Below are 14,089 nucleotides of genomic sequence, written 5' to 3' on the forward strand. Positions count from 1 at the left end.
CTCTCTCCCGAAACCTGTCAGACGCGCTCGATCACCGTCGCCGTGCCCATGCCGGCGCCGATGCAGAGCGTCACCAGCGCGGTGTTGAGGTCGCGCCGCTCCAGCTCGTCCAGCACCGTGCCGAGGATCATCGCGCCGGTGGCGCCGAGCGGATGGCCCATGGCGATCGCCCCGCCGTTGACGTTGATCCTGTCGTGCGGGATCTCGAAGGCCTGGCAGTAGCGCAGCACGACGGCGGCGAACGCCTCGTTCAGCTCGAACAGGTCGATGTCGGAAAGCTGCATGCCGGCGCGCTGCAAGAGCTTCTCGGTGACGTCGACGGGGCCGGTGAGCATCAGGGCCGGATCGGAGCCGATATTGGCGAAGGCCTTGATGCGGGCGCGCGGCTTCCTGCCGAGGATCGCGCCGCCTGCCTTCGAACCGATGAGCACGGCAGCGGAGCCGTCGACGATGCCCGACGAATTGCCGGCGTGGTGGACGTAGTTGATCGCCTCGATCTCCGGGTGGGCCTGGATGGCGACGGCCTCGAAGCCGCCCATCTCGCCCGGCATCTGGAAGGAGGGATGGAGCTGCGCCAGGGCCTGCATGTCGGTGTCCGGGCGCATGTGCTCGTCGCGGTCGAGGATCGTCAGCCCGTTGATGTCCGTCACCGGGATGACCGAATTTTTGAAATAGCCCTTCTCCCAGGCGTTCGCGGCGCGCTTCTGGCTCTCGACCGCATAGGCGTCGACGTCGTCGCGGGAGAAGCCGTATTTGGTGGCGATCAGGTCGGCCGAGACGCCCTGCGGCATGAAATAGGCGGGAAAGTTGACGGACGGGTCCATGTACCAGGCGCCGCCGGACATGCCCATGCCAACGCGCGACATGCTTTCCACGCCGCCGGCGATGACGATGTCGTCGGCGCCCTGGGCGATCTTGCCGGCGCCGAAGTTGACGGCGTCGAGACCGGAGGCACAGAAGCGGGAGATCTGCATGCCCGGCGCCCTGGAGGAATAGCCGGCCTCGAAGGCGGCCGCCTTCGGAATGACAGCGCCGGCGTCCATCACCGGGTCGACGCAGCCCATGATGATGTCGTCGACCGTCGACGTGTCGAGCCCGTTGCGGTCGCGGATAGCCTCGAGCACCTTCGCCGCGAGGCGGACGGAGGGCACCTCGTGCAAGGCTCCGTCCTTCTTGCCGCGGCCGCGCGGGGTGCGCACGTGGTCGTAGATGAAGACGTCAGTCATGGATTTCTTCTCCCTAGCGGCGCGGCTGCGCCGTCAATCTCTCTCTCTCTTCGTCAGCCGGCCCCTCAACCGCCTGCCGGCGCCTTCTCCCGCAAGCGGGGCGAAGGGCGATGCCGCGGCGACTGTACTCCCTCTCCCTGCTTGCGGGGAGAGGGGTCGGGGTGAGGGGCAAACTGTTAGAATGCTTCAGCCGCCAGCGCCATCATCGTCTCGGCGCCGCTTTCGATCCGGGCCTTGCGCAGCGCCGTCTCCGGTATCATGCGCTCCATGAAGAAGCGGGCGGTGATCAGCTTGTTGCGCAGGAACGCCTCGCGCTCGCCGGCACCGGCCGCCAGTCCTGCCTGCGCGGCCCTTGCCATCTTCGCCCACATGTAGCCGACGACGACGAGGCCGAAGAGGTGCATGTAGTCGGTGGAGCCGGCAGCGGCATTGTCGGGCTTGGCCATGGCGTGCTGCATGAACCACATGGTCGACGCCTGCAGGTCGTTCAGGCCCTTCTTCAGGTGCTTGGTGAAGAAGGAGAGGCTTTCGTCGGCGCGGTTCGCCTCGCAGAACTCGCCAATCTCCTTGAACAGCGCCATGACCGCGCGCCCGCCATTCATACCGAGCTTGCGGCCGACGAGGTCGAGCGCCTGGATGCCGTTGGCGCCCTCGTAGATCATGGCGATGCGCGCGTCGCGCACGTACTGGCTCATGCCGTGCTCTTCGATATAGCCGTGGCCGCCAAAGACCTGCTGCGCCATCACCGCATGATCGAAGCCCCGGTCGGTGAGCACGCCCTTCAGGATCGGCGTCATCAGCCCTAGGAGATCGTCGGCGGCCTGCCGCTCGATCTCGTCGGCTGAGCGGTGGGCGATGTCGGACTGCAGCGCGGTCCAGAGCAGGAAGGCGCGCCCGCCCTCGTTCCAGGCCTTGATCGTCAGCAGCGCGCGGCGGATGTCGGGGTGCACGATGATCGGGTCGGCGCGCTTGTCGGGCGCCTTCGGGCCGGAGAGCGATCGGCCCTGAACGCGTTCGCGCGCATAGTTGGCGGCGTTCTGGTAGGCGGCCTCGGCGACAGCGAGTCCCTGCAGGCCGACGCCGAGGCGCGCCTCGTTCATCATCACGAACATGGCGTTGAGGCCCTTGTTCTCTGCCCCGATCAGATAGCCGGTCGCCCCGTCATAGTTCATCACGCAGGTGGCATTGGCGTGAATGCCCATCTTGTGCTCGAGCGCGCCGCAGGAAACGCCGTTGCGGCGGCCGGGCTCGCCGTTTTCATCGAGCAGGAACTTCGGCACGATGAACAGCGAGATGCCCTTCGTGCCGTCCGGTGCGCCCTCGATGCGGGCCAGCACCAGATGGACGATGTTTTCCGCCATGTCGTGCTCGCCGGCCGAGATGAAGATCTTCTGGCCGGAGATTTTGTAGGAGCCGTCGGGGTTCGAAACAGCTTTGGTGCGCAGCATGCCGAGATCGGTGCCGCAGTGCGGTTCGGTGAGGTTCATCGTCCCGGACCAGGTGCCGGCGACCATTTTCGGCAGATAGGCCTGCTTCTGCTCTTTCGAGCCGTGCACGAGGATCGCCGCGATGGCCCCCTGGGTGAGGCCCGGATACATCATCAGCGACATGTTGGCCGACGACATGTACTCTGCGACGGCGGTGTGTAGGACATAGGGGAGCCCCTGGCCGCCGAATTCCTCCGGGACCGCCAGCCCCAGCCAGCCGCCTTCGCGGTAGAGGCCGAATGCTTCCTTGAAACCCTTCGGCACGCGGACCGAGCCGTCGTCGCTGCGCTTGCAGCCCTCCTGGTCACCCGAAAGGTTGATCGGGAACAGAACCTCCTCGGAAAGCTTTGCCGCTTCGCCGGCAATCGCCTCGATCATGTCCGGCGAGGCATCGGCAAAGCCCGGAAGATTGTTGAAGCGCTCGATGCCAAGCACGTCGTTGAGGACGAACATGGTTTCGTTCACGGGGGCTTTGTAGATGGGCATTGTCTTCCGTCCTCACCTCTTCGACGGACATTTGTCCGATCACTGACAGGGATACTAGGAAAGTTTGACGTTTGCGTAAACGTCAAACTGATCGCGCGCGAAATCTTCGAGCGAGCGATGGCGCATCGGCGCCGAGCACGCTCCCGCAACGGTTGCGGCGTCCCGGTCCGGTGCGTTCGGCCTTTTCTATGAGCAAATCGTTAAAAAAGTTCGACCCCGTTAACGGCTTATTTACCATGTTCCGTGAATTGTGGCGCTTGAGGGCAGCTCACGAAATAGTTTTATCGTTCCAGATTTCGCCTGCCGATCGGAGCGTCAGGTCCGGGAAAGATGCGCCTTTTAGGCTGCGTCCCCTGCCTGTGCATGAGAATGGAAAATGCCGGCAGCAGATTCTCGCCGGCCCAAGGAAGCAGCAAGGCGGCGCGCCACCATGGACGGTGCGTGCGACGCGGGTTCTCCCGGCGAGCCGATGGGCTCCCAAGCGAGGCGAAAAACATGAACGGATCGCGAGCAAATCCTCCCCGCTACGGCGACAGGTCTTCATTCGACGCGCTGAACCGGACCATAGAAGGTCTGGAGGCGCGGATCGAAGGATTGATGGGCGGACGCGAACGCGGGCGCGAGACCGGCTATGGGCGAAGCGAGCCGCTGCGGCAGGAGAACGCGCGGGCAAACCCGCTTCGGGACGATCCTGTCGGCGAAATCATGCAGCGCCAGCGCGCGCTTGACGCGGGCCGCGAACGGCAGGCCGTCCGGCCCGACCCGCGTCCGAACGCGTATCCATCCCCGCAACAGGCAGCGGCGCAAACCGTACAGCAAGGCGCTCCGGACCTCGCCATGACGGAGATCGCCCGCGCCCTTGTCGGATTGCGGCAGGACTTGAAGCGAGACATTTCCGACGGCCTCGGCCGCGAGATGGATACGCTACGCGCGGAGATGCGCGCCATTCGCCAGGCCGCCGAGGCGCGCGACCATGGCGATGACGTGCGCGAGGATTTGCAGCGGCTCGCCCAGGGTATCAGCCAGCTCGGTCGGCAGTCCGGCGGCTCCGAAGCCGACAGCCTTCGCGTCGAATTTGACGAGCTTCGTTCGGTTCTCGACGGGCTGGCCCGCGAGGATTCCGTCCGCCGCATGGAGGGACGCTGGAGCGAGGTGGAACAGAGGCTGACGGCCTCCGACCAAAGCCGCGACGACGAACTGGTGGCGCTCGCCTATCGGCTGGATGAGCTCAAGGCGCAGATCCAGACGGTCAGCGCGACGCCGGCCCTGCGTGATCTGGAGCGCCAGTTGCATGCGATGGCTCAGGCGGTCGAGGCCCTTGGCCGCAGCGTCCAGCAGGACGACCGGCGCTTTTCCCCGCAATTCGAAGGGTTGGATCTAAGGCTCGACGAGATCAGCAGGGCGATCGCCGCGAGCGGTCGCGCCCAGAATTCCGCCGCCGATGCGGCAGTGTTCCAGCGCATCGAAGGCCGCATCGGCGACCTCGCCGACCAACTGGACGCGATGGCCCGCCGCCCGGCGGCCGAGCAGGGCCTTGGCCAGCGGCTGGAGACGCTCGCCTACCGGATCGAGGAACTGACGCATGAGAGGGCGGCCATCCGCCTCGAAGAGCGTCTGGACCAGCTGTCGGCGATGATCGAGCAGGGCCAGCGCGCGCCGGCAGTGGGCGCCGACCTGACGCACCATCTCACCGATATTTCCCGCAAGATCGACGCGCTCGACCAGGGCGCGGTCACCGATGTGCTGGCGGAACGGCTCGATTATCTGGCCCGCCGCATCGATGAACTGGACGCGCCGGCGGAATCGCCGTTCGCCAGTGACCGCTTCTCCACGATCGAAAACCGCCTGCAGGCGATCGCCGAGCGGCTCGACCGCACCGGCGCGGCGCCGGCGGACGATGGCGGCGCATTGCGCAGCCTGGAAGCCCAGATCGCCCATCTGTCGACCCTGATCAGCGCGCCGCAGTCGGCGCCTGCGGGAGCGCTGCCGTCCGACTTCGACAGCCGCATGGCGACGATCGAGGACTATATGGCGACGAATGACGAGTACATCATCGAGGCTGCCCGCCAGGCCGCCGAGACGGTGATGCAGGCGTACCAACGCCATGGTGACGCCGGTGCCGCTCCCTCCGACATGGCGGCGATCTCGGCGCTGGCCGAAGACCTGCGCACGCTCGAAGACATGATGCGCTCCAGTGAGGATCGAACCGCCCGAACCTTCGAGGCGCTGCATGACACGCTGGTCCAGATTGCCGGGCGGCTCGAGCAACTGGATGCGCCGGTCGATCGTTATGAAGCGCCGCGCGAACGCTATCCCGAGGACGAGCGGCAGGCCGCGCCGGCAATGCCGTCCGCTTCGGCGCCGATGCTGATGCAAGACGAATATCCGTTCGTCGACGACGGCTACGATACCGTGACCGCTGAGCCTGGCAACGATCAGGCGACGGATGAGGCAAGTGAAGCCGGCCGGGAGGTCGAAATGGCCGTTGGCGCTGCCGGTTCCGCGCTGGTCGATGGCGCCGCAAGTGCTCTCGCAAAGCCCGCCGCCGAGACGGCCGGCAGGACCAGCCTGATCGCCGGTCTCGCACGTCGCTTCGCCCCGGCAAGGAAGGAAGCGCCGCCTGTGGCGGAGCGACAGCAGATCGATCCCGCCCCGTCGATCGATCCGGGCGACGAGATCGCTCCCGAAGTGGCAAACCAATTGCTGGAGCCCGGTTCGGGCGCGCCGGACGTGCGCAAGATCCTCGAGCGTGTTCGCGCAAACCAGGCCGCGGAAGGCCAGGTTGCATCGACCGATGCCGGCAAGGCGGATTTCATCGCGGCGGCCCGGCGTGCGGCCCGCATGGCGGCAGAGGAAACCGACCCCCTTGCCCGCGTCGCCCCGGAACAGAAGGGGACCGGCTCCGGCGCGGCCGCGGCGGCCTTCGGCCGCCATCGTCGGCCGATCCTGATGGCCGTCGGCGCGATCCTGCTTGCGATCATGTCCTATCCGCTGGTCAACACGCTGGTGCGTGGCGACGAGGCGCCCAAGGCTGCAGCGGTCGCGCAGGCCGACGTCGCAGTTCCCGAAACGGTCGATGCCGAGACCGCTGCGAGCGAAGGTGCGGAGCCCCAGGACGTCGCAGCCGCAGTCCCCGCCGACAAGGCAACCGTCGAGATCCCCGAGGACGATGCGCCGGCACCGGGGATCGCCGCCGCTTCGAGCGAGGAGATCGCCAAGCCGATGATGGAAAACACCGGTATGGAGACCGCCTCGCCGGCCCTGGTGGCGACCGGGGCGGAGCAGATGACGCAGCCGGTCGACGATTCGGTTGCCGTCCAGACCGGCGGTTTCGAGCCGATTGCGGCGGATCCGCGCGAGGACGTCAATGACGTTCCGGCCGGATCCGAGATGGCGGCAAGCGTCGGTACCCCGTCCGGAACTATCGTCGACGCCATCACAGTGCCGCCCTCCGTCGAGCCGGCATCGCTCGCCAAATCGGCGGGTGAGGGCGACAGCCTGGCCTTGTTCGAGATCGGCGCACGCTACACCGACGGTCGCGGGGTCTCGATCGACATGACGGAGGCTGCGAAATGGTACCGGCTGTCGGCGGAGCGTGGCTTTGCTCCGGCCCAGTATCGCCTCGGCAGCCTTTATGAGAAGGGCCAGGGCGTCGAGCGCGATCTCGACAAGGCGCGCAGTCTCTACGAGCAGGCGGCAAGGCAAGGCAACGCCAGCGCGATGCACAACCTCGCGGTCCTGCTGGCGACCGGCGGCGGCAAGGCGCCGGATTTCACGGCCGCTGCCGAATGGTTCAAGAAGGCGGCGGACCTCGGCGTTCGCGACAGCCAGTTCAACCTGGCGATCCTCTACGCGCGCGGCAACGGCGTGCCGGTAGACCTCGAAGAGTCCTACAAGTGGTTTGCGATCGCCGCCCGCGACGGAGACCGGGATGCCGCCGAAAAGCGCGACGAGGTCGCCAACGCGATGAAGCCCGAGCAGCTTTCGAGCGCCAAGGCCAAGCTGGAGCTTTGGAAGGAACAGCCGCTCGACGACAAGGCAAACTCGGTGGACCTGCCGGACGAGTGGGTCGGCAAGGGCACCAAAACCGCGTCCGTCGATATGAAGAAAGCGGTCCGCAACATCCAGGCGATCCTCAACAACAATGGCTTCGACGCCGGAACGCCGGATGGCACCTTGGGCCCGAAGACCGTGCAGGCGATCAAGGCCTTCCAGAAGAGCGTCGGTCAGCCGGAGACGGGCAAGATCGACGACAAGCTCGTCAATGAGTTGCTGAAGCGCAACAAGCCGCAGGGTTGACTGTCCGCCATTGCGCCGCGGCGCATAAAGCCTGTCCGTCGGCCGTTGAGCAGTTGACGGGCCGTGCGTGCACGGGCATGACGGATCATGAAAAAACCACAAGCCGCTTCAGAATGATACCGGAGCGGCTACCATCTGCGTGCGGGGGCGTGGCGCTACCGTGAGCGTATGGAATGGCGAACGGGCAGGCATCATGCGCGCCCGAAGAAAACCTGCATGCTGGGCGTGGTCTTTGACCCAGATCACGTGGCGGCCGGTCCAGACTTGGTGAGGGGCGGCGTCAGGGGGCGCCGAAAGTTCCGGGCCGTCGGCCCATCGGGGTAATGCTGTGACAGTCTATCTGCCCATCGCCGAGCTCTCGGTGAATATCTTCATCATCCTCGGCATGGGCGCAGCGGTTGGCTTTCTTTCCGGCATGTTCGGCGTCGGCGGCGGTTTTCTGATCACGCCTTTGCTGATCTTCTACAACATACCTCCGGTCGTGGCCGTCGCGACGGGCGCCAACCAGGTCGTCGCCTCGTCGGTTTCCGGCGCCATCACCCATTTCCGCCGCGGCACCCTCGACATGAAGCTCGGTACCGTGCTGTTGCTCGGCGGCCTGTGCGGCGCGACCGCGGGCGTATGGCTGTTCGCCCTGCTGCGGCGCCTCGGTCAGCTCGACCTCGTCATTTCGCTGCTCTATGTGGCGCTGCTCGGCACCGTCGGCATCCTGATGCTGTTTGAGAGCATCAGGGCGTTGCGCCGTGCCGCCAAGAACCAGCCGGTGACGCTGCGAAAGCCGGGCCATCACAATTGGGTCCACGGCTTGCCGCTGAAGATGCGGTTCAAAAAGTCGAAGATCTACCTGAGCGTCATTCCCCTCGTCGTGCTCGGCTTTTCGATCGGCGTGCTGACCTCCATCATGGGTGTCGGCGGCGGCTTCATCATGGTGCCGGCGATGATCTATCTTCTGCGCATCCCGACCAGCGTGGTCGTCGGAACGTCGCTGTTCCAGATCATCTTCGTGACGGCCTTCACCACGATCATGCAGGCGACCGCGAACAACTCGGTCGACATCGTGCTCGCCTTCATCCTGATGGTGGCAGGTGTCGTCGGTGCGCAGTACGGCGTTCGCGTCGGCCAGCGTTTGCGTGGCGAGCAACTGCGAGCCCTGCTTGCGCTGCTCGTGCTCGCGGTCGGCATGCGCCTTGCCGTCGACCTCGTGCTGGCGCCCGAAAACATCTACTCCGTCGTCAGCGAAGGGGGGCGCCGATGAGAAACCTGGCGTGCGCCCTTCTTGCCGCAGCCGTCCTGGCATTTTCCGGTCCGGTTGGCGCGGAGGAGAAGCAAAACACCGAGCAGTTGGAGATCGGCATCTCCACCGACGAGATCGCCATCTCCTCTGATTTTCGTGGCGCGGACCTCACCATCTTCGGCGCCATCGGCGGCTATGATCCGAACCTTTTGGCCCAGAGCAAATACGACATCGTCGTGGCACTGGAAGGGCCCAAGGACAACGTGACGGTCCGCCGCAAGGAACGCGTGCTCGGCGTCTGGGTCAACCGCCATTCGATGACCTTTGAGCTCGCGCCGGAATCCTACTCCCTGTCGAGCACCCGCGATGTCGACCAGATCGCATCCGACCAGGTGCTCAACAGCATCGGCGTGGGCCTGCAGCATATCCGGCTGGACCCGATCGGCTTTATCGGTGACGGCAGCAGCGTCGCCGCGTTCCGTGAGGCCTTCCTGCACCTGAAGGAAACCGGCGGCTATTTCCAGCGCGATCCGGGCGGGGTGCAGTTCATCAGCGCCAGCCTGTTCAAGGCGACCGTGAAGCTGCCCGCCAATGTGCCGAACGGCACCCATGTCGTACGCGCCCAGCTTTTCCGTGACGGCGCCTTCATCAGCGAGAAGGCGCTGCCGCTACGGGTCGTCAAGACCGGCCTGGAGCAGATGATCTCGAATGCCGCCTACAACAACCCGGTCTCCTATGGCGTCCTCGCCGTCGTGCTTGCCCTGTTGACCGGCTGGATCGCAAGCGTGGTCTTCCGCAAGGACTGACCGTCAAGCCGGGTGCATGTTGGCCTTCGCGGCGAGAACGGCCTCATAGGCGCTTTGCAACTCCGCAAGGACGGAACGCTTCGGAGGCGCCGCGCCAAGGTGGACGGCGCGCAGCTCGTCCATGAACGCGGTCCACATTGCCGGCCCGCCGTTTTCCAGAAGCTCGGCGCGGATGCTCAGCTCTTCGCTTACCGGCAGATGCCGGCGGCCCCATGCGCCCATGTGGGCGAAGAGCGGCACGAGGTCGATCGCCATCTCGGTCAGGCTGTAGAGCGCCTTCTGCTTGTGGCTGGGATCGTCGGCCTTCGTGATCAGCCCCTTCTTGGACAGCCGCTTCAGCCTGTCGGCGAGGATGTTGGAGGCGATGCCTTCCTCGGATCGGGTCAGCAACTCGCGGAAGTGGCGGCGGTTGCCGAACATCAAGTCGCGGATCACGATCAGGCTCCAGCGGTCGCCGAGAATCTCGAGCGTCAGATTGATCGGGCAGCCCGACCGATGTTCGTCCGTCATTGCAGTCTCCGCGATTCTGGTTGCATTTTGCCACTGGTATGCCTAGCCTTCAACTGCTTGCATATTAAAAGCGGATTCGATCGGAGGAGGAAGAGATGAGCAAGCTCATTGTCTGGAACTTGGTGACGCTCGACGGCTTTTTCGAGGGTGAGGAAAAGTGGGACCTGGCCTTCCACGGCCACGCCTGGGGCGATGAGCTTGCGGCCATGAGCGCCGAGTTCGGCGAGCGGGCCCGGCTTCTGGTCTTCGGTCGCGTGACGTACGAGGGCATGAAGTCGTTCTGGACGACAACGGAGGAAGAGCCAGAGACGAAGGCCTACATGAATGCGCTGCCGAAGCTCGTCGCCTCGCGCACGCTCAGGAACTCCGACTGGAACAACACCCGCATGACCGACGACATCGTCGGCGAACTCTCCCGGCTGAAGGCGGAGCCCGGAAAGGACATCTTCGTTTTCGGCAGCGCCGACCTGACGGACACGCTGTTGCAGGCCGACCTCGTCGACGAACTGGCCATAGGTCTCGTGCCGACACTGCTCGGCAAGGGCAATCGCTTCTTCAAGGACAGCGACACGCCGCGGCGGTTCAACCTGGTCGAAGCGCGGCCGCTGAAGACGGGGACGGTGATCCTGCGCTACGCGCCGATGGCGCCCTAGCGCGGGCGATCAAGCCAGCAGATTGGCGAAGCGTACGGAATAGACGCGATCACGTCCAAGCAGATGCGCGACGAGGGTCTCGCGTTCGAACAGCCCGGCCATGGCCCGGTGGCGCAGGTCGAGCCCGCCGGTGGTGACGCCGAAGGCGGGCATCAGCAGGCGCCGGCCGTCCGTGGCGAAGCACGGCCGGCGTACCGATTTGTCGCGGCGGCGCACGGTGGCGGACGGATGCAGGTGGCCGGCGATCTCGGCGGTGCCGTCGGCAAGCGACGGCTCGTGCCGAAAGACGAGGCCGGCATAGTGCAATTCGTCGGCCGATTGGCCTGGCAGGCCGGTTGTCCCGTCCGGGTCGTGATTGCCGTTGATCCAGATCCAGTCGCGCCCGCGCGCCATCGCCTCGATCTTCTGGCGGAACATTTCCGGCAGGTGGGCGGAGCCGACCCGGTCGTGGAAATTGTCGCCCAGACTGACGACGATCGCCGGATTGTGCCGGGTAACGACGGCTTCCAGGATCCTGAGCGTCGCCAGCGTGTCGTAGGGCGGCAGCAGCATGCCACGGCGCGCAAATGCGGCCCCCTTTTCCAGATGCAGGTCGGAAATGACGAGCAGCCGTGTCGCCGGCAGGTAGAGCGCGCCGAAGGGATCGCAGACCGCCTCGACGCCCGCCACGACGGTACGCGCCGTAAGAGCGCCGAAGTCCTGCACGTCGGCGGCAGCGAGGGCCAGTCTGTTCATTGACGCATTCCGTTCATTCGGTTCTGCCGCCGCCTCCTTCCGGCCGTTGACGTTCTGTCGTTTCCGCTTTCGACGGTTCGCCCATGGCTTCCGCAATCAGGTCTTCCGCGGCCTCGGCCAGGACGGCATCGTGCGCCTCGCCCGATACCGGCTCCTTGCCGATTTCCAGCATGACCGGGATCGCCAGCGGTGAGATCCGGTCGAGCGCGCGGTGGGTGATGTGGCCCTTGATTCGCGCAAGCATAGACCCCAGACGATCGATGTCCAAAAGTCCCGTCGCGGCATCGTGCCGTGTCGCTTCGAGCAGGATATGGTCCGGTTCGTGTGAGCGCAGCACGTCGTAGATGAGATCAGCCGACACCGCCACCTGCCGCCCGGTCTTTACCTTGCCCGGATGGCGCTGGTCGATAAGACCGGCAATCACGGCACAATTGCGGAAGGTCCGCTTCAGCATCCAGCTTTCATCGAGCCATGCCTCGAGGTCGTCGCCGAGCATGTCCTCATCGAAAAGATCGGTAAGCGATGGGCGGCGGGCTCGGAACGCTGCACCAAGGTCGTCCAGCGCCCAGACGGCGAGCGAATAGTCGGTGGCGACGAAGCCGAGCGGCTTCAGCCCGGCGCGCTCGAGGCGGCGCGTCAAAAGCATGCCGAGCGTCTGGTGGGCGAGCCGGCCCTCGAAGGCATAGGCGACCATGTAGTGTCGGCTGCCGCGAGGAAACGTCTCGATCAGAAGCTCGTCGCGCTTCGGCACCGTCGAGACGTCGCGCTGGATCGACAGCCAGTCGCGCACCTGGCCCGGCAGCGCGCGCCAGTGCTCCGGGTCGGCCAGCATGATGCGCACCTGCTCGGCGAGATAGGTGGAGAGCGGGAACTTGCCGCCGGCATAGACCGGCACCTTCGGGTCCTGCGAGAAGACCTGGCTGACGAGGCATTCGTTTTCGCGGATGCCCTCGAAGCGCAGAACCTTGCCGGCGAAGAGGAACGTATCCCCCGGCGCCATGGTTTCGAGGAAATACTCCTCCACCTTGCCGAGGGCTGCGCCGCCGCGGCCGAGCGAGCCGCGCGCATTGCGCTTGACCAGCCTGAGGTTCAGCATCGGCATCTCGACGATGGTGCCGAGGTTCAGGCGGTACTGCTGGGCGACCTGCAGGTTGGAGACCCGCCAGAGCCCCGCTTTCGTCTTGCGGATCTTGGCGTAGCGCTCGTAGGTCTTCAGGGCGTAGCCGCCGGTGGCGACGAACTGCACCACGCGCGAGAATGTCTCGCGCGGCAGCGCGGCATAGGGGGCGGCCGAGGTGATCTCGGCGAACAATTCATCCTCGTCGAAGGCGGCAGCGCAAGCCATGCCGAGCACGTGCTGGGCCAGCACGTCGAGCGCGCCGGCGGTCATGGGTGGGGTGTCCTGCGCGCCGATGTAGTTGGCGTCGAGCGCGGCCTGGCATTCCATCACCTCGAAGCGGTTGGCCGGCACCAGGATCGCCCGGCTCGGCTCGTCCATGCGGTGGTTGGCGCGGCCGATGCGCTGGGCAAGGCGCGAGGCGCCCTTCGGTGCGCCGACATGGATTACGAGATCGACGTCGCCCCAGTCGATGCCGAGGTCGAGCGTCGAGGTGGCGACGACGGCACGCAGGCGGTTTTCTGCCATGGCGTTTTCGACCTTGCGGCGCTGGGCCACGTCGAGCGAGCCATGATGCAATGCGATCGGCAGCGTCTCCTCGTTGATGCGCCAGAGTTCCTGGAACAGCATCTCCGCCTGGCTGCGCGTGTTGACGAAGAGAAGCGCGGTGCGGTGGTCGCGGATCGCCTGGTAGACTTCGGGCATGGCATAGCGGGCCGAATGGCCGGACCAGGGGATATGTTGCTCGCTCTTCAGGATGGTGATGATCGGTTTCGCGCCGGAAGGGCCCATCACCAACCCCGCATGGTGATCCTTGCCCGGCACCTGTCCAACGAGCCAGCGGCGCAGGTCCATGGGGTCTGCGACGGTGGCGGAAAGACCGATGGTCCGCAGCCCAGGCGCCAGTTTGCGCAGCCGCGCCAACGCCAGCGCCAGCAGATGGCCGCGCTTGGAGGTGACGAGCGAATGGAGCTCGTCGAAGACGACGAACTTCAGGTCCTTGAAGAAGCGCGCCGCCTCGCCGTTGGCGATCAGCAGCGCCAGCTGCTCCGGTGTAGTCAGGAGAATGTCGGGCGGGTTCAGGCGCTGGCGCTGGCGTTTGGATTGCGGCGTGTCGCCGGTGCGCGTCTCGATCGTCACCGGCAGGCCCATCTCCTCGACCGGTTTTGCCAGGTTGCGCTCGATATCCACGGCAAGCGCCTTCAGCGGCGAGATGTAGAGCGTGTGGATGCCGGTGAAGGCCGAACCTGGCGGAATGCGGCCGCGCGCGACGAGGTCGGTCAGGGACGGCAGAAAGCCGGCCAGCGTCTTGCCGGCGCCGGTGGGGGCGATCAGCAGCAGGCTTTCGCCGCTGCGTGCGCGCTCCAGCAGTTCCAACTGGTGCGCGCGTGGCGCCCAGCCCCTGGCTGCAAACCAGTCGGTGAAGGGCCTCGGCAGCGGGCCGGGCCGGGCGGTGGCGGAATCGGTTGCGTTCACGCGGTGAAGGTAGCCGAACGGACGGGAAAGGAAAGGTCCGCCCAGTCAACAAAGCATGGC

At 65.7% G+C, this 14,089-nt stretch carries 9 protein-coding genes; 4 read left to right on the forward strand and 5 right to left on the reverse strand.

Annotated elements, in window-relative coordinates; all coding sequences use genetic code 11:
- Window positions 1-17 precede the first annotated feature (17 nt).
- Together JNC62_RS10650 and JNC62_RS10655 are read right to left on the reverse strand one after the other, a co-directional pair.
- Entirely contained in the window at window positions 18-1,226 is a 1,209-nt protein-coding gene (locus tag JNC62_RS10650; RefSeq protein ID WP_374838549.1) for an acetyl-CoA C-acetyltransferase, read from the reverse strand.
- Window positions 1,227-1,402: 176 nt separating this feature from the next.
- Window positions 1,403-3,199, reverse strand: coding sequence for an acyl-CoA dehydrogenase C-terminal domain-containing protein (locus JNC62_RS10655; RefSeq protein ID WP_374838551.1), 1,797 nt, complete (start codon window positions 3,197-3,199; stop codon window positions 1,403-1,405).
- A gap of 495 nt (window positions 3,200-3,694) precedes the next feature.
- Here JNC62_RS10655 and JNC62_RS10660 point away from each other — a divergent pair, with 495 nt between their 5' ends.
- The 3 genes from JNC62_RS10660 (at window position 3,695) to JNC62_RS10670 (ending at window position 9,538) form a co-directional block, all read left to right on the forward strand.
- On the forward strand, window positions 3,695-7,498 hold the full coding sequence (locus tag JNC62_RS10660) for a peptidoglycan-binding protein (RefSeq protein ID WP_374838553.1): 3,804 nt from the start codon (window positions 3,695-3,697) through the stop codon (window positions 7,496-7,498).
- 328 nt (window positions 7,499-7,826) lie between these two features.
- On the forward strand, window positions 7,827-8,753 hold the full coding sequence (locus tag JNC62_RS10665; protein WP_374838555.1) for a sulfite exporter TauE/SafE family protein: 927 nt from the start codon (window positions 7,827-7,829) through the stop codon (window positions 8,751-8,753).
- Window positions 8,750-9,538: a TIGR02186 family protein gene (locus JNC62_RS10670; protein WP_374838556.1), complete on the forward strand. Its 789-nt coding sequence runs from the start codon at window positions 8,750-8,752 to the stop codon at window positions 9,536-9,538. Before JNC62_RS10665 ends, JNC62_RS10670 begins: the two co-directional genes overlap by 4 nt.
- 3 nt (window positions 9,539-9,541) lie before the next feature.
- On the opposite strand, the gene JNC62_RS10675 is transcribed toward JNC62_RS10670, so the two are convergent.
- Window positions 9,542-10,048: a winged helix-turn-helix transcriptional regulator gene (locus JNC62_RS10675; protein ID WP_374838558.1), complete on the reverse strand. Its 507-nt coding sequence runs from the start codon at window positions 10,046-10,048 to the stop codon at window positions 9,542-9,544.
- 95 nt (window positions 10,049-10,143) lie between these two features.
- On the opposite strand from JNC62_RS10675, the gene JNC62_RS10680 reads away from it, so the two are divergent.
- The gene (locus tag JNC62_RS10680; RefSeq protein WP_374838560.1) at window positions 10,144-10,701 is read left to right on the forward strand and encodes a dihydrofolate reductase family protein; all 558 of its coding nucleotides are present in this window, start codon (window positions 10,144-10,146) and stop codon (window positions 10,699-10,701) included.
- A 9-nt stretch (window positions 10,702-10,710) separates the two neighbouring features.
- On the opposite strand, the gene pdeM is transcribed toward JNC62_RS10680, so the two are convergent.
- The gene (gene pdeM, locus JNC62_RS10685; RefSeq protein ID WP_374838562.1) at window positions 10,711-11,436 is read right to left on the reverse strand and encodes a ligase-associated DNA damage response endonuclease PdeM; all 726 of its coding nucleotides are present in this window, start codon (window positions 11,434-11,436) and stop codon (window positions 10,711-10,713) included.
- Between the two features lie 13 nt (window positions 11,437-11,449).
- Complete coding sequence (locus tag JNC62_RS10690) at window positions 11,450-14,029, reverse strand: ligase-associated DNA damage response DEXH box helicase (protein ID WP_374838564.1); 2,580 nt, start codon at window positions 14,027-14,029, stop codon at window positions 11,450-11,452.
- Between the last annotated feature and the right edge of the window lie 60 nt (window positions 14,030-14,089).

The organism is Mycoplana ramosa (assembly GCF_041930185.1).
GTDB lineage: Bacteria > Pseudomonadota > Alphaproteobacteria > Rhizobiales > Rhizobiaceae > Mycoplana > Mycoplana ramosa.

Excerpts from the sequence above, each read along its gene's own strand:
- JNC62_RS10650 (WP_374838549.1), bottom strand. The coding sequence starts at position 1,226 with ATGACTGACGTCTTCATCTACGACCACGTGCGCACCCCGCGCGGCCGC.
- JNC62_RS10655 (WP_374838551.1), bottom strand. The coding sequence starts at position 3,199 with ATGCCCATCTACAAAGCCCCCGTGAACGAAACCATGTTCGTCCTCAAC.
- JNC62_RS10660 (WP_374838553.1), top strand. The coding sequence starts at position 3,695 with ATGAACGGATCGCGAGCAAATCCTCCCCGCTACGGCGACAGGTCTTCA.
- JNC62_RS10670 (WP_374838556.1), top strand. The coding sequence starts at position 8,750 with ATGAGAAACCTGGCGTGCGCCCTTCTTGCCGCAGCCGTCCTGGCATTT.
- JNC62_RS10675 (WP_374838558.1), bottom strand. The coding sequence starts at position 10,048 with ATGACGGACGAACATCGGTCGGGCTGCCCGATCAATCTGACGCTCGAG.
- JNC62_RS10680 (WP_374838560.1), top strand. The coding sequence starts at position 10,144 with ATGAGCAAGCTCATTGTCTGGAACTTGGTGACGCTCGACGGCTTTTTC.
- pdeM (WP_374838562.1), bottom strand. The coding sequence starts at position 11,436 with ATGAACAGACTGGCCCTCGCTGCCGCCGACGTGCAGGACTTCGGCGCT.